Origin of the sequence: Natroniella acetigena, assembly GCF_023227745.1 — a bacterium.
In the GTDB taxonomy this organism is placed as follows: domain Bacteria; phylum Bacillota; class Halanaerobiia; order Halobacteroidales; family Halobacteroidaceae; genus Natroniella; species Natroniella acetigena.
Window position 1 is genome coordinate 1 of the sequence record NZ_JALKBX010000006.1, and the last position, 24,918, is coordinate 24,918.

Consider the following 24,918-nt stretch of genomic DNA (forward strand, 5'->3'; position numbering starts at 1 on the left):
ATTAAGTACCTTAACATATTTAATGCAATTCGGAGTATTAATGACAGCCCTTCAAGGCGTTACTCTCTCATTTGACTATTTAAGTCCTTCAGTTCTAGTTATTATGAGTTGCCTCCATAATATTAGGCAATTCTTTTTAAATTGCAACAAGTCGCACATTCTCTACCATACCATTGGGCTTCATAGCTTAAATAGTCAACGAATTTAGACCAAGATACATCAGAGATACTTTTTTGCTAGTCTAGAGTTTTTAAGCATATTCTTTACTTTTAAACTTTCAGTTACACTAGAACGCTTGAAATATTAAATATTGAGTTCTATAAAATTGCTTATTATTCTTCTTTAAACGTTGCACACTCCTTAATTTTTCAGCCATCTCCTCAGCTTCTTTTACTTTTGGAAATATACCACTACTACTATTATTTGCTCTTGATCAAAAATAGAACTTTATTCGTTAAAATTTTAAAATCAAATCCAATCTAAACCTGTAATATAAGGCTTTTTAGATATCTTGATCTTTTAATATCTTAACCTTTAACTGTACACTGTTCACTATCAACTATACTTCCTACCTAGTTACTTGATTAATTAAAGCAATCGCGTATTTAACAATAGTCACTAGATCTTCAATTTTAATATTTTCATCTGTTGAATGAACATCAGTCATTCCTACACCAAGATTAACAGTTGGAAACCCTTTCCCATTAAATATATTAGCATCACTTCCTCCACCCGTGGATTGCAATTTCGGTTTGATACTAATTCTGCGCGCTGCTTTAACTGCAATATCAACAATTTCATTATTTCTTTCTAAGTCAAAGGCAGGATACATTCGCTTTGTTTCAATCTCCACTTCAGCATTATATTTATCTGCTGCTCGCTTAAAGATATCACACATATGTTCAGTCTGCTCAGTAAGTTTCCTTTCATCTAAACTTCTAGCTTCTCCCTGTAATTCAACTAAATCTGGTACTATATTAGTCGCCTTCCCACCTTTAATCACTCCAATATTAGCAGTCGTTTCATCATCAATCTGCCCTAAATTTAAGTTTGATAGAGCAACACTTGAGACTTTAATAGCATTAATTCCTGCTGATGGGTTGACCCCTGCATGTGCAGCTTTCCCTTTTACTTTAACATTTATCTTATCTTGTGCAGGTGCTTGAATAATAATCGTTCCTATATCTCCCCCAGAATCATAAGAAATTCCAAAATCTGCTTCTAATAAATCATAATCTAAATTTTTAGAACCTAGCAATCCAACTTCCTCTCCTATTGTAAAGACAATCTCAAGATCTCCATGTTCTATATCATCTTCCTTGATTATCCTTAAAGCTTCAACAATCGCTACAATTCCCGCTTTATCATCAGCTCCTAAAATAGTCTCTCCTTTACTATAGATAACTCCATCCTTTATTTCAGGCTCTATACCCTTACCAGGAGTTACTGTATCCATATGTGCATTCAATAATAAAGTAGGTTTTGAGCTATCTCCTTTTAACTTAGCTATTACATTACCTGTATCTCCTCCAACCTGTTGACCAGCACCATCTGTTGTTACCTCTAAACCTAGAGCAGTCAGCAATTCTAATAAATAATCTGCTACTGCTCCTTCTCCCTTAGATATACTATCTATTTTAATCAACTCTAAAAATCGATTAACAATTCTTTCTTGATTCATCTTGCTCACTCCTTTTTATGCTTTATCTTTATCTTTATATTTTATCCACACTTTTTTACTATTCCATACTAAACAAAAAAATCCTCCTTAAAAGCTACGTCAATTACCTTCATTCATTACAGCAAAATTATATAAGTAACTCTAATTTGCTACCAATTATAAATCTCAATCCTTATCTCTACCAAATTGATCCAGTTTGTTCAAAATCTCATTTTGAGCAATTAATTCTGTTAAAGAAAACTTTTCTGTATACAAATGAACCCCTATCAGGAGCAAAACAAAAATAACTTTATAACTTTCTGCGATAGAAAAAACAAGACTAAAACCTAAAAAAGACCCTAATAAGTTGGCCCCTACATCACCTAACATAGCTTCTGCTTTTAAGTCAACTGGTAACATCATCATAATCATAATTAATAAAGGAATTATTAATCTATCAAATAAACTAGTAGTAATCAACAATAATGGAGCTGATACAATGATGAATCCCTTTAAAGCCCTACCTGGTCTCAAATCAAGTAAATTAATAAAATTAGTCATTAATACAACCAATAAAAAGTTAATTATTATTCCTACCAAACTATCAACTACTTCAGTCACTAATAAAAAGACAATTAAACTTATAAAAACTGCTTTTAATAAGCCAGTTGTTACTCGCGAATTCGATATAAACTCACCTACATGACCAGACAAGCCACTACTTTGATCTTGCTCACCATAATAATCATCAATTAATCCTAATCCTCCTGCAACAATTACAAGATATAACAAAGCCCCAGCTACTTGGGTAGAATAAACCCTCAAATTAATCCCTACACTTAAGAGAATAATTAAATTAACGACTAATAAAATTCCATAACCAAGAGGAATTTGTTTCCCAGCATAATTTGTAGCAACCAACTGATACTTAATCAAAATATTTTTTACAATTGGATAATTAATGTAAGTTAAAGCAATTGCTAGAGTTATTAACCACAACATTAGTTACCACCTCTAACCTGAGTACAAAGTACAGCCAAAACATCCTTGAACTGCTGACCTCGGTGCTTGAACCCAGCTAAATCCCTTCCAGTTTCTCGATGCTCCATCCTTACTGGAATCTCTTTAACTTTAAACCCCCCTCTAATTGCTTCAATCGTCATAGCCACTTCTACTCCAAACCCTGCTCTAAACCCTGTTAAATAATCAATTAACTCTCTTGTTAAGACCCTCTGTCCTGACAATGGTTCTGTAGCTTCAAATCCAGCTAAATACTTTAAGCCTAATCGGGCCAACCCTTTAACCAACCCAAATCCGCCCTTCTTCTTAGCTGCTGGAAATTGAGCAATAGTCAAATCAGCCTCTTGCTGAAACACAGGCAGCAAAAGCTTTTCTACTTCTCTTGCTGTCTCTCCTAAATCAGCATCTAGCAAAGCAATTATCTTTCCTGTTGCCTTCTTTAAGCCCTGATTTAAAGCTGCCCCTTTACCCTGATTAACCTCTAAATCTATTAATCTAACCCCTAACGGCTTCACAACTTCAGCAGTTTGATCACTAGAGCCATCATTAATTACTATAATCTCTAAATCAAACTCAGTTAATGATTGTACAGCCAAGATCGTATCTGCAATTCGGTCTGCCTCATTATAAGCTGGGATTAAAATTGAGATTAATTTATTCAAAGCTAACACCTCTCAAATTCTCCAGATCTTTAGAACTGATTTGAAAGACAACCTCTATTAAATCGGATACAGATTCTAATTGTTCAGAATCAATCATTATCTGTTTTCCATTAAATTGAGCCATATCAAATTCCTCTTTCGATTCTCTATCTAAATATAAAACACTATCAAAATCAGTACTATAATCAGTCTGCTCCTGTAAAATTTCAACCTGCTTAATATCAGCCAATTGCAAAGTCTGAATCAATTTTTCTGCCATCTCTTGAGAGATATTACTGGTTCCTGTAACCAAGATTCGCTCCCCTTCTAACTGCCCTTGAACTACTAGTGGCAAGATCATCTCTTGAAACTCTAAATTATCATCTAATTTTCCTTCCAAATTTTCAACTTCCTCTTTAAATCTCTGGTTTTTCATTCTAATCGATAAGAACTCCTCTTCTAACTTACTAATCAAATTATTCTGTTCTTGGACTATTAATTCATTTCCTACCATTGTACTACCAATTAAAATTCCGATTGCTAATGTTGTAAAGATAATCACAATTGTAATTATATGATACCTCAAATCCAATAGCATCTATTTTCCTCCTAAAAGCCAAGATTGAGTTGAATATTCATAATTAATAACTTGATCAATTGTGAAATCGGTTGAGAGACCATAACAATGACTATGATTGGAATCAAAGAGGCAACTAAAACCTGAGCTACATATTTAAACCTGACCCGACTCTTATATAACTTATTAACCCCCTTTGCATCTACTAATTTATTCCCTACTTTTACTCTTACTAAGAAGGTACTAGCCATTCCTGGACGTCCTTTTTCTAAAAAATCAATCATTGTTGTATGAGTTCCTACAGCTACAATCAATTCAGCTCCCTTTTCGTAAGCTAATAACAGAGCAATATCTTCACTAGTTCCAGGTGCAGCAAATTTACTAGCTTCTAAATTTAATTCTTTAATTCGCTTCATCCCAGGAGCTACTCCATTAGAGTAAGCATGAACAATTAGTTCCGCTCCACAAACCAATACTTGATCACTGACACTATCCATATCCCCAATAATAATATCAGGTTTAAAGCCATAGTTTACTAAAGCATCTGCCCCGCCATCTACACCAATTAATACTGGCTTTACCTCTCTAATATAAGAAATAACTGCTTCTAAATCATCTTGATAATCATTGCCTCTGACCACAATCAAAACATCTTTACCCTTTAAATCAGTATCTAACTCTGGAATATCTAAGCCTAAAATCAATTCTTTTTCATCTTTAGCATAGTCAAGCGTATTATCGATAAACTTATTCAATTCATTATCTAAATTATCCTCTGCTTCTTGTAATTTAACCTTAACCCGTTCTGGAGTCAAAACCTCTCCACTAGCTATCTGCTGCTCTTCTTTGATAATAGACTCTCCTTCAATGGCAACTTGATCTCCATCTTCTAACAACGAAAAAATTTCTGAGCCTGTTTGATCAAGAACCGGAATTCCTGCTTCTAATAATTTTTTTGGCCCTAAATTTGGATATCTACCACTAATTGAAGAACTAGCATTGATTACAGCCTTAACTTTAGATTTAATCAATGATTCTGCAGCTAATTGGTCAATATCTTGATGATCAATTACAGTAATCTCATCTTGATCTAATTTTTTAACTAACTGCTTAGTTCTAGTACCTAACCTTACTTCGCCAGTTAACTGCATAATTTAATCCTCCTGTTTAATTACTACTATCTAGTATAGCTTATTTTTATCAGTATCATACTTCTAATAATATGAAACCAATTTCAATTATTACAAAAAAACAAAAATATTGGGACAGATTTAAATCCGCCCCAATATTTTAAATAACCTTTAATTTTCTATTTTACTTTTCTCAACTCTATTCTTAACTTATCTGCTATTTTAGCAATAAATTGTGAATTGGTAGGTTTGCCACTCTCAGTGGTTACCGAATGACCAAAAATCCGATTAATTGCTTTAATATTACCTTTTTCCCATGCTACTTCAATTGCATGGCGAATAGCCCGTTCTACTCTACTAGCTGTAGTATCAAACTCTTGAGCTACTAATGGATATAATTCTTTAGTTACTGCCCCTAGTAACTCTACTTCTTTGATTACTAAACTAATTGCTTCTCTTAAATATAAATACCCTTTAATGTGAGCTGGAATACCGATTTGATGCATTATATCAGTTATTCTTTCTTCTACATTTCTTTCACTGACTCCTTGAGCTTTAATAGCATAGCCACTGGTTCCACCAACAACTGGAGACATTATCTGTCTAATTCTACTAGCTAATTTCTCTAAATCAAATGGTTTTAAAATATAATAATCTACTCCTAAATTCACAATTCTTTGGGTCAATTCTTCTTGACCAAAAGCAGTTAACATAATTATTTTGCACTGTTCAGTTATTCCTTGACTATGTAATTCTTCTAACACACCAATCCCATCAAGGTGAGGCATAATAATATCTAAAACTAATAGATCAAATTCAACTTCATCAATTAATTCTAAAGTTTGTACACCATCATTAGCCATTCCCACCACCCTGAAATCTTCCTGTTGATCCAAATATTCTCTAAGTAAATTACAAAAATCATTATTATCATCTGCTAATAATATTTTAGTTACCGATTTTTCTTCCATTCTTCTCCCCCTTATACTATCATTGGTCCTCTTTTGTTATAAGTTCTAGATTTATTACCATATTCCTCCTTATTTTAATAAAAAACACCAAAGAATTCAAGAAGCAAATTCTCTGGTGTTTTGTTTTTTTAATGTTTCGGTTTCCATTACCATCCATTGGGCCAATATACCATAACCTCGGGTTGAGTCATTTAGAAAAACATGAGTAACAGCTCCAGCCAATTTTCCATTCTGGACAATAGGACTTCCACTCATTCCTTGCACAATACCACCACTCTTTTCTAACAATTCTTGATCAACTATTCTAATCACTAACCCTTTTTCACTTGGTCGATATTGTTTCATAACTTTCTCAATTTCTACTTCAAACTCTTCAATCTCTCCTCCTTCAATTACAGTATACATCTTTGCTGACCCTTCTTCTATTTCAAACACACTAGCAATGGGGATTGGTTTTTCAAAATGAGGATGTTCAGGTTGAATAGATAATTTTCCATAAATTCCAAAGTTATTGTTCTTCATTATATTCCCTAAAATTTCTTGTTCTCTCAAAAATGTACCTAACTTTTCTCCAGGCAATCCTTGACTACTTTGATTAATTCCTGAAATATTAGCTCTAACAATCTCTCCTTTACCCACATCAATCTTCAATTGACTACTATCCTCTGTAATCATATGACCTAATGCTCCATAATATCCTTCTTCAGACTCATAAAAAGACATTGTTCCCACACCAGAAGCTCCATCATCAACATAAATTCCAAGCATATAATAGCCACTTTTATCTTCAACAGGCATAGCTTCTTTAAAAACAATACTGGCATCCCTTCTTCTTATTTTTAACTCTAATTCTTCACCACGTTTCCCAGATTGATGAATCAAGCGGGCCAAATGATGCTTGCTTTTGATTTCAACTCCATTTACTTCTAATAGACTATCTCCTACCTGAATCCCTGCTTCTTGAGCAGGATAGACCTTAGTTCCATTTTCTTGTTCAACATATGAATCTCTAACAACCATAATACCATCAGATTTCAACGTAACTCCAATAGCTTGTCCTCCTGGCATAACCTTAACTTCAGGCATTACATTTACAATCATTCTCTGTAATGGAATAATTCCAAATAACTTAAATTTAAGATTATACCTCCCTACCGAAGATGCTTGTAATGCTAATGGCTCTGTTAAATTAACATCCAAACCTTGAGTAGTTATCTTACTACCATTTACTTTTAAACTCCCTTCCTGTTTCGAACTAACAGAAACCATAAAAGGAAGGCGAACCTCTAACTCCTCTTCATTCCCTTCTATAATCTGACAATAATTAGGCAAACCCACTAAAAATAACAAATCAGAAGCCAATGGAGCTAACAATAAGATCAAAATTAAATTAATTAAAATAATTTTTTTAGCTTTTTTCATTAACCACACTCCTACACAGTCCCCACCTGTGTAGTCTCTTCCAAAAAAAATAAAGCATCTTTATATTTAAAGATGCCCTAAATAATTAAACAATATTCAGTTACTTTATGTTAAATTGCCTCTTTTTTCTCTAAAGCAGATTTAATTAATTCCTTAGCATGCTCTAAAGTTTTGGTATTCAAACTACCATCTAACATCCGGGCCAACTCTCTAATTCGTCCATTAGTAGTCAAAGAATGAACTACAGTCTGTGACCCTTTCTGCTGTAACTTCTTCATAATCAAATAATGTTGATCAGCCATAGCAGCTATTTGAGGAAGATGTGTAATACAGATTAGCTGATGTTTTTTAGCTAAAAAAAGCAACTTATTAGCAACAAGTTTAGCTACTCTGCCTCCAATCCCAGTATCAACCTCATCAAATACCAAACTAGAAATTTGATCAATATCAGCAGCGATTGTCTTCAAAGCCAGCATAATTCTTGACAATTCCCCACCAGAAGCAATCTTAGCTAGTGGTTTTAGATCAGAACCTGGATTCGGAGCAATCAAAAATTCAACTTTATCAATTCCTTGTTTAGTAAATTTTTGGTATTGCTTAAAATCAACCTTAAACCTTGCTTGTGGCATAGATAAATCCTTCAATTTTTGTAATATATTTTTTTCTAAAGATTGAGCTGTTTTTTTTCGAGTAACTGATAATTGCTCAGCAAGCTCTTGATAATCAGCCCTTAACTGCTTTATTTCTTCTTCTAACCTCTCTTTTCTAATCTCACTATTCTTTAATTGATCCAATTCAATAGCAATTTCTTCTTTATATTCCAATATTTCTTCAATTGTTGACCCGTACTTTCTCTTCAAATCATTGACCCACTCTAATCTTTCTTCTATTATATCCAACCTCTGAGGTTCAAATTCTATTTGATCCTGATAGTCTTTTAATCTAAAAGAGACATCCTCAAGTTGATAATTGATCTCTGTCAATAACTCCGCAATTGGAGTTAAATTTTGATCAATCTTAGTTAAACTATCAATCTCTTTAGCTAGTTGACTAATTTGATCAATCAGAGCAGAATCATACATGTCACTTTCATATAACTGATGATATGTAGCTCCAATAACTTGATTTAATTCCTCAGCATTACTCAATTTATTCTTTTCTGCCATCAATTCTTCATCTTCACCAACTTCAAGTTCAGCTGCTTCAATTTCATTTAATTCAAAGTCTAATAAATCAATTCTTCTATCTCTTTCCTTTTCGCTCTGATTCATCTCAAACAACTTTTCTTCCTTTTGTTGTAACTCACTATAAAAATCTGCTAATTGCTCCTTTAGATCTAGTACCTCTGCTCCACCAAATTGATCTAATAACCTCAAATGATTCTCTACATCCAATAAAGATTGATGTTCATGTTGTCCATGAATATCGATCAAATGCTTACTGATCGAACGTGTCATCTCTAAAGTAACAATCCGACCATTAATCCTAGACTTATTATTTCCAGAATGACTGATTTCACGAGTTAAAATAACTTCCTCACTTTTAGATAGTTCCAAACCTAATCTTTTAAACTCTTCCTGTACAGCCTGATTATCTTTAATCTGAAAAACAGCCTCAATTACTGCTTTCTCTCTCCCTTTTCTAATATAATCAGTTGAAGCTCTCCCCCCTAATAACATATCTAACGCCTTAATAATAATTGATTTACCTGATCCTGTCTCTCCTGTTAAGATATTTAATCCAGAAGATAAATCCAGTTCTACCTCTTTAATTAAAGCAAAATTCTGGATAGCTAAGTTGGATAACATCAGTCTCACCCCTTTATCCAGTCAAACTTTCTAAACTTTCAATCACATCTTTTACGGCATCTTTAGGTTTTACAATCATTAAAATTGTATCATCGCCAGCTATTGTACCAATTACATGCTCCCATTCACTATTATCTAATAATGCTGCTACCCCCGGTGCCGTTCCCGGTAAAGCCTTAACTACAACTAAATTGTCACTATAATCTATCTTGACTACTGAATCTTGAAACACCCTCTTAATCCGACTATTAATATTAACCTTTTCTCGTTGATTAGGAGAGAGGGAATACTTATATCCACCTTCCCCTATAGGTTTTTTAATTAGTCCTAGTTGCTTAATATCACGTGATACAGTAGCCTGTGTAATATTAAACCCCTCTTCTCGTAACCTAACTGCTAATTGTTCTTGAGTCTGAATCTCTTCTTCCTTAACCAACTCCATAATTTTAAGATGACGTTTACTTTTCATGCTTATCTCTCCTTAAAACTTATTCCCCTGTAATCGATTACGTAAAACTTTATAAAAATTATAACCTTCCAATTTGATTAAGCGACTAACTAACTCTGATTTTTGAAATTCAACAATATCCCCTGACAACAGTTGTAAACTATCCTGTCCATCAACTGTCAACATAATATTACTATGATCAGCATCTACTTCTACTACAATTTTTTCATCTTCAGTAGTAATAATTGAACGTGAATGTAAAGTATGTGGACAAATCGGAGTAATAATTAGTGACTTCATTTTAGGATTAATAATTGGCCCACCAGCAGACAGAGAATAAGCAGTTGAACCTGTTGGAGAACCGATAATCAAACCATCACCAGGATAAGTAGCTAGATATTCTCCATCTATAAAAGTTTTCAAATTTATAATTCGTGAAAAAGAACCTTTAGTAATTACTAAATCATTAATTGCTACTACCTGATTAATTTCTTCATCTTCTCTAATCAACCTACCTTCTAACATAACCCTTTCTTCAATAGAATAATTCCCAATCAATAACTTTTCTAACCCCTGCTCAAGCTTATCTAGCTCAATATCAGTCAAAAAACCTAAATTTCCTAAATTAATTCCTAAAATAGGTACTAAACTTTTTGCAAAAGTACGAGCTGCTTTCAAAAAAGTACCATCCCCGCCAAAAACAATAATCACATCAACAAAATCAACCAATACTTGATATGGTTTACTAACTGTTTCTCGCTCTAATAATTGAGCACTTGCTTCATCTAAAATATAATGTTTGTTATTATCCTCTAAAAAATCACAAACCTTAGCCAACACACCTTGTGCCTGTTTTTTAGTAATATTAGCAATCAATCCTATCTTATTCACTATTTCACCCCCAACTTAAACTAGAGAAAATTAATCAATCTAAAGCTTGATGGGCTTCCGCAACAACATCTTTTATTTTAGTAGCTAAACTATCAATTTCTTTCTGATGATCAAGAGTTAAGTGTACTAAATACTCAATATTATGACCTTTTCCACCAGTAATTGGAGAATAGGAAAGTTCAATCGGACTCAAGGCTATCTCTTGAGCAAAGGAGCAAATTTTAGTAATTACTTCTTGATGAATAGCTGGTTCTTTAACAACTCCATTATTATCAACTCTATCTGGGCCAGCTTCAAATTGCGGTTTAATCAAAGCTATAATCTCCCCCGCTGGCTTTAATAACCCTTTTAAAGCAGGTAAAATCTTAGTCAAAGAGATAAATGCTACATCTATAGTTCCAAGATCCCCTACTTCCTCCAAATCGTCTGGAGTCAAATAACGAGCATTTGTACGCTCCATACTGATAACCCGTTCATCACTTCGTAACTTCCAAGCTAACTGATTATAACCTACATCAATAGCATAGACCTTGCTAGCTCCATTTTGCAAAGCACAGTCAGTAAAACCACCGGTTGAAGCCCCAATATCGATCACTAATTTACCTGTCAAGTCCAAATTAAATTCAGTAATTGCTTTCTCTAACTTTAATCCTCCTCGACTGACATAGGGATGTAGATTACCCTTAACTCTAATCTCAGCTTCAGGATCAATCTTAGTTCCTGCTTTATCAACCTGTTGATCATTAATATAAACTAAACCTGCCATGATGGAACGCTTAGCTTGAGAACGACTTTTAAACAATCCTCTAGCAGTAACTACTACATCTAATCGTTCCTTTTGTGCCACATTATCCCTCCTGCAAAACTGCTTTAATTTCTGCTTTAATTGTTGGAACATCTAGACCATAACGGGCCAACAACTCAGCTTGAGTCCCATGTTCAATAAACTTATCTGGCAATCCAAAGCGCTTTAAATTGAGCTGTTGATTATGATCAGCTAACAACTCAGCTACAGCACTACCAAAACCACCCTGTAAAACATGCTCTTCTACAGTAAATAAAGTATCAAATTCAACGGCTAACTCTAATATCAAGTCCTGATCTAAAGGTTTGACAAACCGACTATTGACAACCGTTAAATCCAATCCTTCTTCCCGGGCCAACTGCTGTGCAACCTCTAAAGCTGGATAAACCATTGAACCAATCGCTAAAACTACTCCATCCTCCCCTTCTTTAAGCACCTCTGCTTTACCGATTTCCAACATCTGATTCTCAGTTAACTCTACCCCGAAGGACTCTCCACGTGGATAACGAACAGAGATTGGCCCTGCTTCATAATTAGCAGCTGTTAAGACCATATCCTGTAATTCATTCTCATCCTTAGGAGCCATAACTGTCATATTAGGCAAATGGCGTAAATAAGCATAATCAAAGACCCCTTGATGAGTCCCTCCATCTCTACCTACCAATCCAGCTCGATCAATGGCAAATTTAACAGATGCTTGCTGTAAACAGACATCATGAAGCACCTGATCATAACCCCGCTGCAAAAATGTTGAATATAACGTAACAAAAGGTTTGGTAGAATTTAAGGCCAGACCAGCTCCTAAAGTAACTGCATGCTGTTCAGCAATCCCAACATCATAAAATCTATCAGGAAATCTATCTGCAAATTCAGTCAATCCTGTTCCTGATGGCATAGCAGCAGTAATTGCTACAATATCCTCATCTTCTTCAGCCAACTCAACCAAAGTTTGGCTAAAGATATTGGTATAGGTTGGGTGTTCACGGTTCCTCTTTCCTTTTCCTGTTCTAATATTAAACGGGCCAACTCCATGAAATTGAGAAGGATTCTCTTCAGCAGGAAGATATCCTTTACCTTTAGTCGTTAAAGCATGAATCAAGACTGGCCCTCCCACATTTTGGGCATCCTCAATATGGCTTTGAATCGACTTCAGATCATGACCATCAATTGGCCCTAAATATGTAAATCCAAACTCCTCAAATAAGACTCCAGATACCACTAGATACTTCAGAGCATCCTTCATTGCTCCAGCCGTCTTTAAGAGCTTATCACCAAGACTAGGAATCTTGTGCAATAAATCTTCTACATCCTGTTTAGCTTTATGGATGCGAGGATTAGTTCTCAATTTATCTAAATAATTAGAGACAGCACCCACATTCTTAGCAATCGACATCTCATTATCATTTAACACCACAATTAAATCTTTTCCTAAATCTCCAGCATGGTTTAAAGCCTCAAAGGCCATCCCTGCTGTTAAAGCACCATCTCCAATTACTGCTACAACAGTTTCGTCATTTCCTTTAATATCACGAGCACAAGCCATTCCCAAAGCAGCGGAGATAGAAGTACTACTATGTCCTACATCCAGATGATCATGAATATTTTCTTTAGATTTAGGAAATCCACTTATACCATCCAATTGGCGTAAAGTTGTAAATTCATCAGCCCGTCCTGTCAATATTTTGTGAGCATAAGTTTGATGTCCTACATCCCAAATTATTTTATCATCAGGACTATCTAAAATAGAATGTAGAGCAATTATTAGTTCAACTGCACCTATAGAAGAAGCTAGATGACCACCAGTCTTAGATAAGGTTAAAATGATCTTATTTCTAACTTCTTGAGTCAAGTCATATAACTGTTCAGTTGATAATTTTTTCAAATCCTGAGGAGAATCTATCTCAGATAATAAATCTATCATAATTTAAATCACCTTCTTTTATTAGTTTCCATTCAATGATTAATAATTCATTAATCTAATCCATATCAACCATTTAATATTCTCGTTCTATAATATAATCTGCTAACTTTCTTAATACCTCTGCTTGCTCTCCAAAAATATTGATTGCTTCTTTAGCTCGTTGGCAATTTTCAGCAGCCATCTCTTTTGATCTTTCTAACCCATATAAAGCAGGGAATGTAGCTTTATCCTGCTCTAGATCACTTCCAACATCTTTACCTATCTTCTCAGCATCACCTTCAATATCCAAAATATCATCAACAATCTGAAAAGCTAAGCCAATACCTTGGGCATACTCTTGTAAAGCAAACAATTGCTCATCTGAAGCTCCTCCTAAAATAGCTCCCATACTGACTGCTGCTTCTAACAAGGCTCCCGTCTTATGAGTATGAATATACTTCAACTCCTGTTTATCTATCTCTTGACCTTCAGCTAATAAATCAGCCGCTTGGCCTCCAACCATCCCTTGTTTACCAGCGGCCTTAGCTAACTTACTAGTTGCTAATAAAACCCGCTCAGCAGGTAAATCATCTATTTCAGCTAATAACTCAAAAGCATAAGTCAATAATGCATCACCTGCCAAAACAGCCATCCCTTGTCCAAAAACTTTATGATTAGTCTTCTTACCCCGTCTAAAGTCATCATCATCCATACATGGTAAGTCATCATGGATCAATGAATAGTTATGTATTAACTCTAAAGCACAAGCCGCTGGTAAGACCTTCTCCTCTTCTTCACCTACTAATTGAGCAGCTACTAAAGTTAAAATTGGTCTTAATCTCTTTCCTCCAGCTAGGACACTATACCGCATTGCCTGATGTAATTCTTCAGGCCTAACCTGTGGTAAATACTTGTCCAAAGCCTCATTAATTACTTCTCCTTTAGTTGAAATAAATTCCTTGATATTCATTAGTTTACTCCTTTTTCTCCATAATTATCATAAGTTTCAGTTTTAATTTCTCCTGCTTCTTCTTTAATAACTTCTACCTTTCCTTCTGCCTCTTCTAATTTCTGGGAACAAAATTTAGTCAGTTTGATCCCAGTTTCAAATTTATCCAAAGATTCTGCTAAGGGTAATTCTCCTCTTTCTAACTCCTTAACAATATTTTCTATTTGTTCTAAAGCTTCTTCAAAGGATAATTCAACTTCAATCGACATTGCTCTTCACCCCTTATGCTCATTATTCAACACTATACTTATTTCTACATCAAATAATTATCTCCTTCAATAGATAGAGTACATCCTTATTATACCTAAATTTATCAACTTTAAAATTAATTTCTTGATTTTGTTGGAAAAATCTAAACCAAATTGGTTTAGATTCAATTAACTTCCTCTTAAGTTTTAATTAATCTCCTCCAAAGTTTCAATTTCTTCTACTTGGCAAAATAACTTTCCATCTTTTAATCTCACTCCAACCTTCTCTCCTATTTCTATTTGCTCAACCGATTTAACTTCTTTTTTAGTATCAGCTTTACAAGTCAAGCTATAACCTCGGGCCAACGTATTTAATGGCGAAAGGGAGTTAAGTTGAGCTGCGATAGACTCTATTTTTTCCTGCTTATTATCCACTTTATTGCTAATATTTCTCTTTAATTTTAACTCCAATTCATCAATCTGTTGCAGATACTCTTGCAGCTGTTGTTTTAATAACTTAAAGACTTCCCGCTCCTTAAGATAAGTTAATCTCTCAGTTAGATAATTAAGCTTATTTTCCATAGCTTGCTCTAAATTATCCTCTAGCTTAGTTAAGTACCTCTTAATTTCCTTAGCATCAGAAACAACCAATTCAGCTGCTGCTGAAGGAGTCGGTGCTCTCAAATCAGCCACAAAATCAGCAATTGTAAAGTCAGTTTCATGACCCACAGCAGAGATAACAGGAGTCTCAGAATTAAAAATAGCCCGCGCCAAACGTTCTTTATTAAAAGCCCATAAATCCTCTAATGAACCTCCACCACGACCAATGATAATTACATCGACATCTGTCCGATTCAACATCTCTAAAGCAGTAATTAAGCTATCTTCTGCTGCCTTCCCTTGTACTTTAGCCGGTGCAATTAAGACAAAAAGATTAGAAAATCTACGCTTAATTACACTAATAACATCCTGAATAGCAGCTCCAGTAGGAGAAGTTATGACCCCTACTTTAGCAGGGATTTGAGGAATCGGTTGCTTATATTCCTCCTCAAACAAATCTTCTTGTTCCAGTTTATCTTTTAATTGTTCAAAAGCTATATGTAAAGAGCCGATCCCATCAGGCTCTAAATCACTGACATATAATTGATACTCTCCTCGTACAGAATAAATACTCACTCTTCCAGTAGCAATAACTGACATTCCATCTTCTGGTTCAAATTTTAAATTACGATTATCCCCTCTAAACATAACTGCTTTGATTTGAGAGTCCTGATCTTTTAAAGTAAAATACATATGCCCTGAGGAATGTGCATGAAAATTAGAAATTTCTCCCTTAATTAACAACTGATTTAAATTAGGATCAGTTGTCAATACTTCTTTGATATAATTAGTAATCCCTGAAACAGACCAAATATAATCCATAATATCCTCTTCTTCCTTTGTAAGTTATCCAGTTATATTATAGCACAAAAAGATTAAAAATAAAAAATCAATTCACTTTTGTGTTAAATTTTACATATTATTCTTTTTTTATTCTATGACTTAAAAAAGCAGGTTATAGAAATTTTATAACCTGCTCTCAATCAAATAATCTTTAATTGTTCTGCTCTGTTATATACTGATCAATGGTCTGGGCAACCTTCTTACCAGCTCCCATAGCTTGAATTACAGTTGCGGCACCAGTTACTATATCTCCTCCAGCAAAGACACCTTCTTTAGTCGTCATTCCTGTCTTTTCATCTACCTTGATTGTCCCCCGGTCTGTCGTTTCAATCTCTGGAGTATCATTGATTAAGATTGGATTAGGACTTTGGCCAATTGCCATAATCACCTGGTCAACATCTAAACTCCATTCTGAACCTTCAATCGGAATTGGTCGCCTTCTACCCGACTGATCAAACTCTCCTAACTCCATCTTAATGCATTCCATTCCTGTTACGAAACCATCATCATTACCCAAAATCTTAGTTGGGTTATTCAATAAATTAAATTTAACCCCTTCCTCCTGAGCATGTTCAATCTCTTCTGCTCGAGCAGGCATCTCTTCTCTACTACGCCGATATACAATCACTGACTCTTCAGCCCCTAATCTCAAGGCAGTTCGGGCAGCATCCATAGCTACATTTCCAGCTCCTACGACTGCTACCTTCTTACCAGTATAAACTGGAGTCTTATATTTAGGGAATTGATAAGCCTTCATCAAATTAACCCTAGTTAAAAATTCATTGGCTGAATAAACTCCATTTAAATTCTCCCCTTCAATTCCTAAAAAGCGTGGTAATCCTGCACCTGTACTGACAAAAACCGCTTGATATCCCTCAGCAAATAGAGCATCTAAGCTCTTGATCTTCCCAATCACCTGATTATAGTTAATTTCAACCCCCAATTGTTCAATCTTCTCTACTTCATCTTGAACAATATCCTTAGGTAATCTGAACTCAGGAATTCCATAAGTCAATACTCCACCGGCCTTATGAAATGCTTCAAAGAGTGTTACTTGATAACCTAGCTTAGCTAAATCAGCTGCTGCAGTCAAACCTGCTGGCCCAGCGCCTACTACTGCTACTTGCCCTTTATCCTGAATAGCTTCTTTAACTTCCTCTTGCTCACGAATATAGTCAGCTACAAAACGTTCCAGCCTACCAATCGCTACTGGCTGATTCTTATTACCGACTATACACTCAGCTTCACATTGCTCTTCTTGAGGGCAGACTCGACCACAGATAGCAGGTAGGCTATTCTTTTCTTTAACCTTCTTAGCTGCTGCTGCAAAATCACCTTTTGCTATCAAGTCAATAAATTTAGGAATATCGACTCGAACTGGACAGCCATCCTTACAAGCAGGATTAGAACATTGTAAACATCTCTTCGCTTCATTGATCGCATCCTCTTTGGAATAACCCAGTGCTACTTCATTAAAATTATTAGCTCTTTGCTTGGGGTCTTGTAAAGGCATCTTAGTTTTCTCTTTTTGCACGGCAATCCCCCCCAAAAAATTCATGTTCTTTAACTTTTTCTTCTTTTTCTTGATATATTTTACTTCTTTGTAGTTGTTCATCAAAATCTACTAAATGACCATCAAAAGCTGGTCCATCTACACAAGAAAACTTAGTCTCTCCACCAACTGTAACTCGACAACCACCGCACATTCCTGTCCCATCAACCATTAATGAGTTCAAACTAACCATTATATCTATATCATACTCTTTAGTTAGTTCTGATACAAATTTCATCATAATCATCGGGCCAATCGCAATCACCAAATCAAACTGATCATCTTCAGCCAAAATCTCTCCTAGTTGATCAGTTACAAATCCTTTTCTTCCTTTAGAACCATCATCAGTTGTAATATATAACTCATTACTCAATTCTTCCAACTCTTCTTCTAAGATCAATATCTCTTCATTTTGAGCCCCTAAAATCGTAATTAACTCGACTCCTTCGTTAGCCAATGATTTAACCTTAGGATATAAAGGAGCTGCTCCTAAACCTCCAGCAACACAGAGTACTCGTTCATAGTCAGCAGTCTCAATCGGTTTACCTAACGGGCCAACCACATCTAAGAAGCTATCACCAGCTTCTAAATCACAGATCTGTCGACTACTGAAACCGACCTCTTGGATAATAATTGTGATACTTCCTTGCTCCCGATCATAATCAGCAATTGTCAACGGAATTCGCTCAGCAAATTCATCTACCCTGACTATCAGAAAGTGCCCTGGTTCTGCTTTAGCTGCTATCTGGGGAGCTTCTACTTCAAATTTTTTGATTTTAGGTGCTAATTCTTCTTTCTCTAAAATTTGATACATTCTAGTCCCTCCTCTAATTCTCTTTTGCGCATAATATTTATTTTAAATTAATTATATATAACTTAACATTAGGGTTTAAAAAAACCCGAAGGAAAACCATTAAAAACTTAAATCAAAATCACTCTAAACCTATAATTTTAAGTCTTTTCATAGGTTTTAAGATCTTAATATTTTGATCTTAACTGTAAACTGTAAACCGTCAACTGTCAACTCAATTATGTGTCACAAAGTGACACATAATTGTAATTAAATTGCACTTTAGCTTTAATATTACAGATAAAAGTAACTAATCAATAACTAAGCCTTATTATACTATAATAAAACCATTTTCACAATACACAAAGTAACAATTCAACTCCCTACCTTAAATACTTTGCTTAACTTTTAGTTCCTCTCTCCAATGCCATTGCAGCTACTCCCCTCCTGGTTTAGAGTTCAAAACCAGTAGTGGATAATGATAATTTAATACTTTTTAGACATTACTATAGTTAAATATTAGTCCTACTGCCCTAATGCTAATGCAGCAGTACCTACGGCATTATCACTACTCCATTTCGGCTCTGCAAAGTACAATTCAGCTCCAACTCCCGGATGCTCTAACCTCTTTCTCAATCTCTCTCTTAAGTATTGATTGGCAGCTACTCCACCTACAATCAAGATCTCGGTCAATTCTTCTTCTCCAATAGCTTTTCTTAGTACCTTCTCTACCGTATTAGCAATCGCCTGTTGGACTGCTAGGGCAATATTAGCTTTCTTCTCTCCTGCTTCAATCGCCCTCATTGCTGCTGAGGTTGGTCCTGAAAAGCTGATCTGGTAACCATCAACTGCGGAAGGAATGACAACTTCTCCTAATTCACCCTCGACAGCTAACTCTTCTAAGCTTGGCCCAGCAGGAAAAGGCAGTCCCAATTCTACTCCAACCCGATCGATAAATTGGCCTGCATGTAGATCCTGACTGGTTCCTAATACTTCTACTTCAAAACCTAACCCCTGCTTCTTGCTGACCTTTAATAACTCAGATGTACCACCAGATAGATGAACCGCTAAGAACTCTTCAACATCTAATCCTGAAGACCAGACTCCAGCCATTAAATGACCTTCTTGATGGGAAACTTCAAGCAAAGATAAACCTAGAATACTAGCTAGGCTTCTAGCTTGGCCCTCACCAACCCTAAACACAGGCATATAAGAATCCTGTTGAGAAGTTGGGCTTGTACTAACTACAAGCTTAGTCAACTCCTCTTTTTTACCTTCAGCTACCTTAGCAATCACTTGTGGTAGTTTCTTAACATGTTGAAAAACTGCTTCTGATTGCCGAAGCCCTCTTTCTCCTTGCTCAACTTCTAATCGCTCCCTTTTTTGAGCAATTAACTTTCCAGAAGTATCTAATAAAGCTGCTGAAGTAGTATAATTACTGGTATCAATCCCTAAAATCAATTGAACTACTCCTCCTCTCTCTCTTCTAAGGCATCAGCTATATTACCCAATACTCCATTTACAAACTTACTCGACTGTTGATCACTAAAACTTTTGGCTAATTCTACAGCTTCATTAATCGAAACTGCAACTGGTATCTCAGCTTGATATAAAATTTCATAAACAGCTAATCTAATAATACTTTTATCAACCTTACCCATCCGCTCAACTTTCCACCCTACTGTATTTTGAGTAATCACTTGATCAATCTGCTCTAAATTCTCTACTGTCCCTTCAATTATCTCTGCTAAAAACCCTGAACTTAAGTCTAATTCTGGTTGTTCTTGGCTTAAAATATTCAAATTATGTTCTAAACTCTCCTGATTAATATCCATCTGATATAAAACCTGAATAGCAATCTCTCTCGCCTGATGTCTATTTATACTACGACTAATTTTAATCTCCTCCTCTTTATTCTATAATCCAGTAATCTATTCAATTCAAAAAACCACCCATTCTCAGCAGGTGGCCTAGAATTAATCTTAATTTAATAAAAAAGAAATATTTTTATTCACTAGGAGGCAAAATATCATTAATTATATCTCTTAAATCTTCCCTCCGATCAAATCTAGCTCCTAAATAAAAACCAATTACCATCCACATCAAAATAAAAATAGTTAAAATAACCCCAAATCTAATAATCAATAAAGAAATAAATATTCCCAATAATGAACCTAAAATTCTGCCTTTATAGTCACTCAAGAGGCTTAGAAGTTTTATTAGATCATCCAATTCAACCATTTAAATAAACACCTCTTTTTTAATCTAATCTCGTTCCTGCTTCTGATTGAAGCTCCCTAATTAAAATTTCTACTTGCCCAACCTTAACTCCTGTAGATTGAGTTACTTGCTCTTTAATAACCTCTTGTAATTTTTGAGTCAAGTTTGGTACATTAGTTTCAGCAAGCGCTACCAATTTCAAATAAATATGTACTCCATTATCTTTAATTTTAATCTTAGAATTACTTTCTACAACTTTATCTTCTTGCTCAACTAATTTTTTAACTAAACTATTAATTGCCTCTAAACTGATCATAATTGTTCCTGATTTTGAATTACCTACTACAGCAGACTTGCTTTTTTTTCTTCTAAATAATAATTGCAAAATCCTAACTGACATTAAAAAGAAGATTAAACCAATAATCCCCACTTCAATTCTATTCTCTAATCCCCTAGTGAATTCAAATAAATACTGAAAAGAGATCAAATCCACTGCTAATCCAATCATTCCTAAGGACAGAAGAATCAGTATCACTGTAAATAATAGCATAAAGAATTTATCAAGCAACTTCACTTTTTCTCACCTCTTAATAAGCATATAAGCTAACTCCGCTTAAGCAGAGTTAGCTTTTACTATCAATTATCTTACCCTATGAACCTCCGTAGTCTCTCCTTCTCCTTCCCCTTCTTCTTCTCCTTCATCTTCATCTTTGAAACTAACACCTTGGACATGAATATTAACTTCTACTACATCTAAGCCGGTCATATTTTCAATAGCATTCTTTACACTCTCTTGTATTTTCCAAGATATATCAGGGATGCTAACTCCATAATTCATAATTACATATAAATCTATTGCAGCTTCAGTTTCACCAACTTCAACTTTGACACCTTTAGTCAAATTCTTTTTACCTAGCATTTCAGCAATACCACCGGCTAATCCTCCACTCATTCCAGCTACACCTTCAACTTCAGTAGCAGCTAAACCAGCAATAATACTGACCACTTCATTAGCAATCCTAATTGCTCCTACACTATTGTCTGTCTGAGTCATTCTTCTTTCCCCCCTTCTCCAAATTACAATTCAAAAATCTCTAATCAATAGTTATCAATTATTAAGTAAAGAAATTTTATTCTTCATTATGTATTATATGATCCTCAATAAACCCTGTATCAAAATTACCTATAATAAAGTATTCATTTTGTAATACTTCTTTATGGAATGGAATCGTTGTCTTAATTCCTTCAATTTTAAATTCATTTAATGCTCTTAACATTCTCTTACGAGCCTCTTCACGATCACGCCCCCAAGTTATTAGCTTGGCAACCATTGAATCATAAAAAGGAGGAATCATATAATTGGGATAAACAGAACTATCAATTCTAACTCCTAATCCTCCTGGAATAATATATTCATTTATAATACCAGGGGAAGGCCTAAAGTTCTTACTAGGATCCTCAGCATTAATTCTACATTCAATAGCAGCACCATTGATCTCAATTTCATCTTGTGTATAGCCTAGTTCTCCTCCTGCTGCTATTCTGATCTGCTCCTTGATAATATCTATTTTAGTTACCAGTTCAGTAACAGGATGCTCCACCTGAATTCTTGTATTCATTTCAATAAAATAATAGTTGTCATGTTTATCCAGTAGCATCTCTATTGTCCCAGCATTATGATAATCAACTGCTTTAGCGGCCTTAATTGCTACTAATCCCATTTCATCCCTCAAAGCAGGATCAATAGCTGGTGAAGGTGCTTCTTCAATAACTTTTTGGTGTCGCCTTTGAATCGAACAATCACGTTCACCTAAATGAACTACATTACCATGTTCATCTGCTAAGATCTGAAATTCAACATGGCGTGGATTTTCAACATACTTTTCTAGATAGACTTCAGCATTACCAAAAGCAGCTTCTGCTTCCGAACTAGCTGTTTGGAATGCTTGAATTACTTCATCTTTACTATTAGCAATTCGCATTCCGCGACCGCCTCCACCAAAGGAAGCTTTAACGATTACTGGATATCCAATATCTCCTGCAATTTTAACTGCTTCTTCTTTACTTTCTAAAACACCTTCAGTTCCAGGTACTACTGGTACTTCTGCTTCAATCATCGTTTCTCGAGCAACTGACTTATCTCCCATTCTTCTAATACTTTCAGCTCTTGGCCCAATAAATTTAAAGCCACACTCTTCACAAACCTCTGCAAAATCAGCATTTTCTGATAAAAAACCATAGCCAGGATGAATCGCATCTACATTAGCAATTTCAGCTACACTGATCAAACTAGGAATATTTAAGTAACTTTCATTTGATGAAGCAGCTCCAATACAATATGACTCATCAGCACACTTAACATGCAATGCGTCCTTATCTGCTTCAGAATAAACTGCTACAGCTTTGATATCAAGCTCTTGGCATGCTCTAATAATTCTTAGTGCAATTTCGCCTCGATTCGCTATCAATATTTTATCAAACATTTTATCACTGCTCCTTTTATACTCTTTCAACAACAAATAACGGTTGACCATATTCAATCGGTTCTGCATCTTCTATTAAGATATCAATAATTTTACATTTGAATTCAGCTTCAATTTCATTCATTAATTTCATTGCTTCAATAATACATACCGTATCACCTTTTTCAACTATATCTCCTATCTCTACAAATGGATCAGCATCTGGTGCAGGCGAACGATAGAATGTTCCAACCATTGGAGCTTCAATCTTCTCTCCTGCTACTGGAGCTTTAGCAGTCTGAGTATCAGCTTCAGCATCTTCTTTATCACTTTCAACAACAGTTGGCTCAGTTTCTACAGGTTGAGCAGTCGCATTCTCACTAACTTCTTGAGCGACAACCTTGCCACCTTTCTTAATACTAACTTTTGTCCCATCATTTTCTAAATTAATCTCTGAAATATCAGTCTCATCTAACATCTGAACTAATTCCTTAATATCTTTTAATTCCATATTTTCTTCCTCCCTTGAAATTTCATCGTTATTAGTTTCTCCAAAGATATTTTTATCTTGCTTTCTTTTCTTTAAAAACTTTAAAGCAACTTGAGGAAACAAAGCATAACTGAGATAATCTTCTTCTCTCTCTACATATTGTTCCACTTCATCCTTAATATCATCCAGAATTGGATCTAATAAATCAGCTGGTCGACAAGTAATTGGATCTTCGTCACCAATTGCTAATTCTTTAACTTTTGGATCAACTTCTGCTGGTGGTCTACCATAATATCCTTTAATATAAGATTTAACCTCATCCGGAATCACCTTATATCTTTCACCTAATAATACATTAAATACAGATTGTACTCCTACAACCTGACTAGTAGGAGTCACTAATGGCGGATAACCTAATTCTTCTCTTACTTTTGGAATTTCATCTAATACATCTTGAATTCTATCCAGTGAATCCTGTTCTTTTAATTGAGAAACTAAGTTAGACATCATCCCGCCTGGTACTTGGTGAGAGAAAGTCTGCATATCAGTAATCTTAGTAACTCCACGATCAAATCCTCTTTTTCTTCTTACCTGTTCAAAATAACTATCTATATCAAACAGCTGTTCTAAATCAAGCTCAGTATCAAATTCAGTATCATTCAAAATAGCAGCCATTGTCTCTACTGGTGGCTGTGAAGAACCAAAAGCTAAAGATGCAGTAGCAGTATCAACTACATCAACCCCCGCTTCAATCGCTTTTACATAGGTAGAAATTGCTAATCCACCAATATAATGGCTATGCAATTGAATTGGCACCTCAATTTCTTTCTTTAATGATGATACTAAATCATAAGCTTTATATGGTCTTAATAAGCCAGCCATATCTTTAATACAAATGGAATCTGCTCCCATTTGTTGTAAAGTAGTCGCAGTCTCTACATAATGTTCTATCGTATGTACTGGACTTACCGTATAAGATATAGTTGCTTGCGCATGTTTACCTGTCTCTTTTACCGCTTCCACAGAAGTTTTCATATTTCTAACATCATTTAACGCATCAAAAATTCTAAAGATATCTATTCCATTCTCCGCTGCTTTTTCAACAAATTTTCTAACCACATCATCGGGATAATGTTTATAACCAACTACATTCTGTGCTCTCAGTAACATCTGTAATGGAGTATTAGTGATGTAACTATCTAGTAATTTTAGTCTTTCCCATGGATCTTCTTCTAAAAAACGCATACAGACGTCAAAAGTTGCTCCTCCCCATACTTCAAACGAATGGTATCCCACCTCATCCATTTTTCCAACTATCGGTAACATGTCCTCAGTTCTCATCCTGGTTGCCCAAAGAGATTGATGACCATCCCTTAACGTAGTATCTGTAATTTTAACCTTCCTTTTTTCCATTCTTCCCCCTCCTATATTACTAACTACTTACATTTCTATAATATCATCCATTTTCTTCTTTCACAAAAACAAAGCGTT

24 protein-coding genes and 1 pseudogene are annotated in these 24,918 nt (G+C 35.0%); all 25 read right to left on the bottom strand.

All coding sequences use genetic code 11. The features are described from left to right. Positions 1-122: 122 nt before the first annotated feature. Positions 123-279: pseudogene (locus MWH25_RS13010) on the bottom strand (RNA-guided endonuclease TnpB family protein); the annotation flags it as partial. A 289-nt stretch (positions 280-568) separates the two neighbouring features. Then, positions 569-1,681 carry a M20/M25/M40 family metallo-hydrolase gene (locus MWH25_RS02445; protein WP_248625446.1) on the bottom strand — a complete coding sequence of 371 codons (1,113 nt, stop codon included), beginning with the start codon at positions 1,679-1,681 and terminating at the stop codon, positions 569-571. A 165-nt stretch (positions 1,682-1,846) separates the two neighbouring features. Beyond that, a complete protein-coding gene (locus tag MWH25_RS02450) occupies positions 1,847-2,662 on the bottom strand; it encodes a glycosyl transferase family 4 (RefSeq protein WP_248625448.1) in 816 nt (271 codons plus the stop codon). Next, a complete protein-coding gene (locus MWH25_RS02455) occupies positions 2,662-3,342 on the bottom strand; it encodes a glycosyltransferase family 2 protein (protein ID WP_248625450.1) in 681 nt (226 codons plus the stop codon). Before MWH25_RS02455 ends, MWH25_RS02450 begins: the two co-directional genes overlap by 1 nt. Then, on the bottom strand, positions 3,335-3,919 hold the full coding sequence (locus MWH25_RS02460; protein WP_248625452.1) for a copper transporter: 585 nt from the start codon (positions 3,917-3,919) through the stop codon (positions 3,335-3,337). Before MWH25_RS02460 ends, MWH25_RS02455 begins: the two co-directional genes overlap by 8 nt. An 11-nt stretch (positions 3,920-3,930) precedes the next feature. Then, a complete protein-coding gene (steA, locus tag MWH25_RS02465) occupies positions 3,931-5,049 on the bottom strand; it encodes a putative cytokinetic ring protein SteA (protein ID WP_248625454.1) in 1,119 nt (372 codons plus the stop codon). 158 nt (positions 5,050-5,207) lie between these two features. Then, entirely contained in the window at positions 5,208-5,999 is a 792-nt protein-coding gene (spo0A, locus tag MWH25_RS02470; protein WP_248625456.1) for a sporulation transcription factor Spo0A, read from the bottom strand. Positions 6,000-6,095: 96 nt separating this feature from the next. Further along, a complete protein-coding gene (spoIVB, locus tag MWH25_RS02475) occupies positions 6,096-7,421 on the bottom strand; it encodes a SpoIVB peptidase (protein ID WP_248625458.1) in 1,326 nt (441 codons plus the stop codon). Between the two features lie 110 nt (positions 7,422-7,531). Next, entirely contained in the window at positions 7,532-9,229 is a 1,698-nt protein-coding gene (gene recN / locus MWH25_RS02480; RefSeq protein ID WP_248625460.1) for a DNA repair protein RecN, read from the bottom strand. Positions 9,230-9,242: 13 nt separating this feature from the next. Next, positions 9,243-9,698, bottom strand: a complete 456-nt coding sequence (argR, locus tag MWH25_RS02485) for an arginine repressor (RefSeq protein ID WP_248625462.1) — start codon at positions 9,696-9,698, stop codon at positions 9,243-9,245. A gap of 12 nt (positions 9,699-9,710) precedes the next feature. Next, complete coding sequence (locus MWH25_RS02490) at positions 9,711-10,568, bottom strand: NAD(+)/NADH kinase (protein WP_248625464.1); 858 nt, start codon at positions 10,566-10,568, stop codon at positions 9,711-9,713. 34 nt (positions 10,569-10,602) lie between these two features. Further along, positions 10,603-11,415, bottom strand: a complete 813-nt coding sequence (locus MWH25_RS02495) for a TlyA family RNA methyltransferase (RefSeq protein ID WP_248625466.1) — start codon at positions 11,413-11,415, stop codon at positions 10,603-10,605. A gap of 1 nt (position 11,416) precedes the next feature. Beyond that, entirely contained in the window at positions 11,417-13,294 is a 1,878-nt protein-coding gene (dxs, locus tag MWH25_RS02500) for a 1-deoxy-D-xylulose-5-phosphate synthase (RefSeq protein WP_248625468.1), read from the bottom strand. Positions 13,295-13,367: 73 nt separating this feature from the next. Further along, positions 13,368-14,243 carry a polyprenyl synthetase family protein gene (locus MWH25_RS02505; RefSeq protein ID WP_248625470.1) on the bottom strand — a complete coding sequence of 292 codons (876 nt, stop codon included), beginning with the start codon at positions 14,241-14,243 and terminating at the stop codon, positions 13,368-13,370. Then, positions 14,243-14,491 (bottom strand): exodeoxyribonuclease VII small subunit, encoded by a 249-nt coding sequence (xseB, locus tag MWH25_RS02510; RefSeq protein WP_248625471.1) that lies wholly within the window; start codon positions 14,489-14,491, stop codon positions 14,243-14,245. Before xseB ends, MWH25_RS02505 begins: the two co-directional genes overlap by 1 nt. 186 nt (positions 14,492-14,677) lie before the next feature. Further along, positions 14,678-15,892, bottom strand: a complete 1,215-nt coding sequence (gene xseA / locus MWH25_RS02515; RefSeq protein WP_248625472.1) for an exodeoxyribonuclease VII large subunit — start codon at positions 15,890-15,892, stop codon at positions 14,678-14,680. 172 nt (positions 15,893-16,064) lie between these two features. Further along, the gene (gene gltA, locus MWH25_RS02520; RefSeq protein ID WP_282706865.1) at positions 16,065-17,471 is read right to left on the bottom strand and encodes an NADPH-dependent glutamate synthase; all 1,407 of its coding nucleotides are present in this window, start codon (positions 17,469-17,471) and stop codon (positions 16,065-16,067) included. Next, complete coding sequence (locus tag MWH25_RS02525; protein ID WP_248625473.1) at positions 17,428-18,279, bottom strand: sulfide/dihydroorotate dehydrogenase-like FAD/NAD-binding protein; 852 nt, start codon at positions 18,277-18,279, stop codon at positions 17,428-17,430. The genes gltA and MWH25_RS02525 overlap by 44 nt, the downstream gene beginning before the upstream one ends. Before the next feature lie 501 nt (positions 18,280-18,780). Beyond that, positions 18,781-19,716 (bottom strand): Kae1-like domain-containing protein, encoded by a 936-nt coding sequence (locus tag MWH25_RS02530; protein ID WP_248625474.1) that lies wholly within the window; start codon positions 19,714-19,716, stop codon positions 18,781-18,783. 5 nt (positions 19,717-19,721) lie between these two features. Next, on the bottom strand, positions 19,722-20,156 hold the full coding sequence (nusB, locus tag MWH25_RS02535; protein WP_428832789.1) for a transcription antitermination factor NusB: 435 nt from the start codon (positions 20,154-20,156) through the stop codon (positions 19,722-19,724). Positions 20,157-20,262: 106 nt separating this feature from the next. Continuing rightward, complete coding sequence (locus MWH25_RS02540; RefSeq protein ID WP_248625476.1) at positions 20,263-20,496, bottom strand: DUF2273 domain-containing protein; 234 nt, start codon at positions 20,494-20,496, stop codon at positions 20,263-20,265. Between the two features lie 19 nt (positions 20,497-20,515). Then, positions 20,516-21,049 (bottom strand): alkaline shock response membrane anchor protein AmaP, encoded by a 534-nt coding sequence (amaP, locus tag MWH25_RS02545; protein WP_248625477.1) that lies wholly within the window; start codon positions 21,047-21,049, stop codon positions 20,516-20,518. A gap of 66 nt (positions 21,050-21,115) precedes the next feature. Continuing rightward, positions 21,116-21,529 (bottom strand): Asp23/Gls24 family envelope stress response protein, encoded by a 414-nt coding sequence (locus MWH25_RS02550; protein ID WP_248625478.1) that lies wholly within the window; start codon positions 21,527-21,529, stop codon positions 21,116-21,118. 76 nt (positions 21,530-21,605) lie between these two features. After that, entirely contained in the window at positions 21,606-22,958 is a 1,353-nt protein-coding gene (accC, locus tag MWH25_RS02555; RefSeq protein WP_248625479.1) for an acetyl-CoA carboxylase biotin carboxylase subunit, read from the bottom strand. Between the two features lie 16 nt (positions 22,959-22,974). Further along, entirely contained in the window at positions 22,975-24,840 is a 1,866-nt protein-coding gene (gene accB, locus MWH25_RS02560) for an acetyl-CoA carboxylase biotin carboxyl carrier protein (RefSeq protein ID WP_248625480.1), read from the bottom strand. Positions 24,841-24,918 lie beyond the last annotated feature (78 nt).

Coding starts and splice junctions, on each gene's coding strand:
- MWH25_RS02445 (WP_248625446.1), bottom strand. CDS start 1,681: ATGAATCAAGAAAGAATTGTTAATCGATTTTTAGAGTTGATTAAAATA.
- MWH25_RS02450 (WP_248625448.1), bottom strand. CDS start 2,662: ATGTTGTGGTTAATAACTCTAGCAATTGCTTTAACTTACATTAATTAT.
- MWH25_RS02460 (WP_248625452.1), bottom strand. CDS start 3,919: ATGCTATTGGATTTGAGGTATCATATAATTACAATTGTGATTATCTTT.
- steA (WP_248625454.1), bottom strand. CDS start 5,049: ATGCAGTTAACTGGCGAAGTAAGGTTAGGTACTAGAACTAAGCAGTTA.
- spo0A (WP_248625456.1), bottom strand. CDS start 5,999: ATGGAAGAAAAATCGGTAACTAAAATATTATTAGCAGATGATAATAAT.
- spoIVB (WP_248625458.1), bottom strand. CDS start 7,421: ATGAAAAAAGCTAAAAAAATTATTTTAATTAATTTAATTTTGATCTTA.
- recN (WP_248625460.1), bottom strand. CDS start 9,229: ATGTTATCCAACTTAGCTATCCAGAATTTTGCTTTAATTAAAGAGGTA.
- argR (WP_248625462.1), bottom strand. CDS start 9,698: ATGAAAAGTAAACGTCATCTTAAAATTATGGAGTTGGTTAAGGAAGAA.
- dxs (WP_248625468.1), bottom strand. CDS start 13,294: ATGATAGATTTATTATCTGAGATAGATTCTCCTCAGGATTTGAAAAAA.
- MWH25_RS02505 (WP_248625470.1), bottom strand. CDS start 14,243: ATGAATATCAAGGAATTTATTTCAACTAAAGGAGAAGTAATTAATGAG.
- xseB (WP_248625471.1), bottom strand. CDS start 14,491: ATGTCGATTGAAGTTGAATTATCCTTTGAAGAAGCTTTAGAACAAATA.
- xseA (WP_248625472.1), bottom strand. CDS start 15,892: ATGGATTATATTTGGTCTGTTTCAGGGATTACTAATTATATCAAAGAA.
- gltA (WP_282706865.1), bottom strand. CDS start 17,471: ATGAATTTTTTGGGGGGGATTGCCGTGCAAAAAGAGAAAACTAAGATG.
- MWH25_RS02525 (WP_248625473.1), bottom strand. CDS start 18,279: ATGTATCAAATTTTAGAGAAAGAAGAATTAGCACCTAAAATCAAAAAA.
- MWH25_RS02540 (WP_248625476.1), bottom strand. CDS start 20,496: ATGGTTGAATTGGATGATCTAATAAAACTTCTAAGCCTCTTGAGTGAC.
- MWH25_RS02550 (WP_248625478.1), bottom strand. CDS start 21,529: ATGACTCAGACAGACAATAGTGTAGGAGCAATTAGGATTGCTAATGAA.
- accC (WP_248625479.1), bottom strand. CDS start 22,958: ATGTTTGATAAAATATTGATAGCGAATCGAGGCGAAATTGCACTAAGA.
- accB (WP_248625480.1), bottom strand. CDS start 24,840: ATGGAAAAAAGGAAGGTTAAAATTACAGATACTACGTTAAGGGATGGT.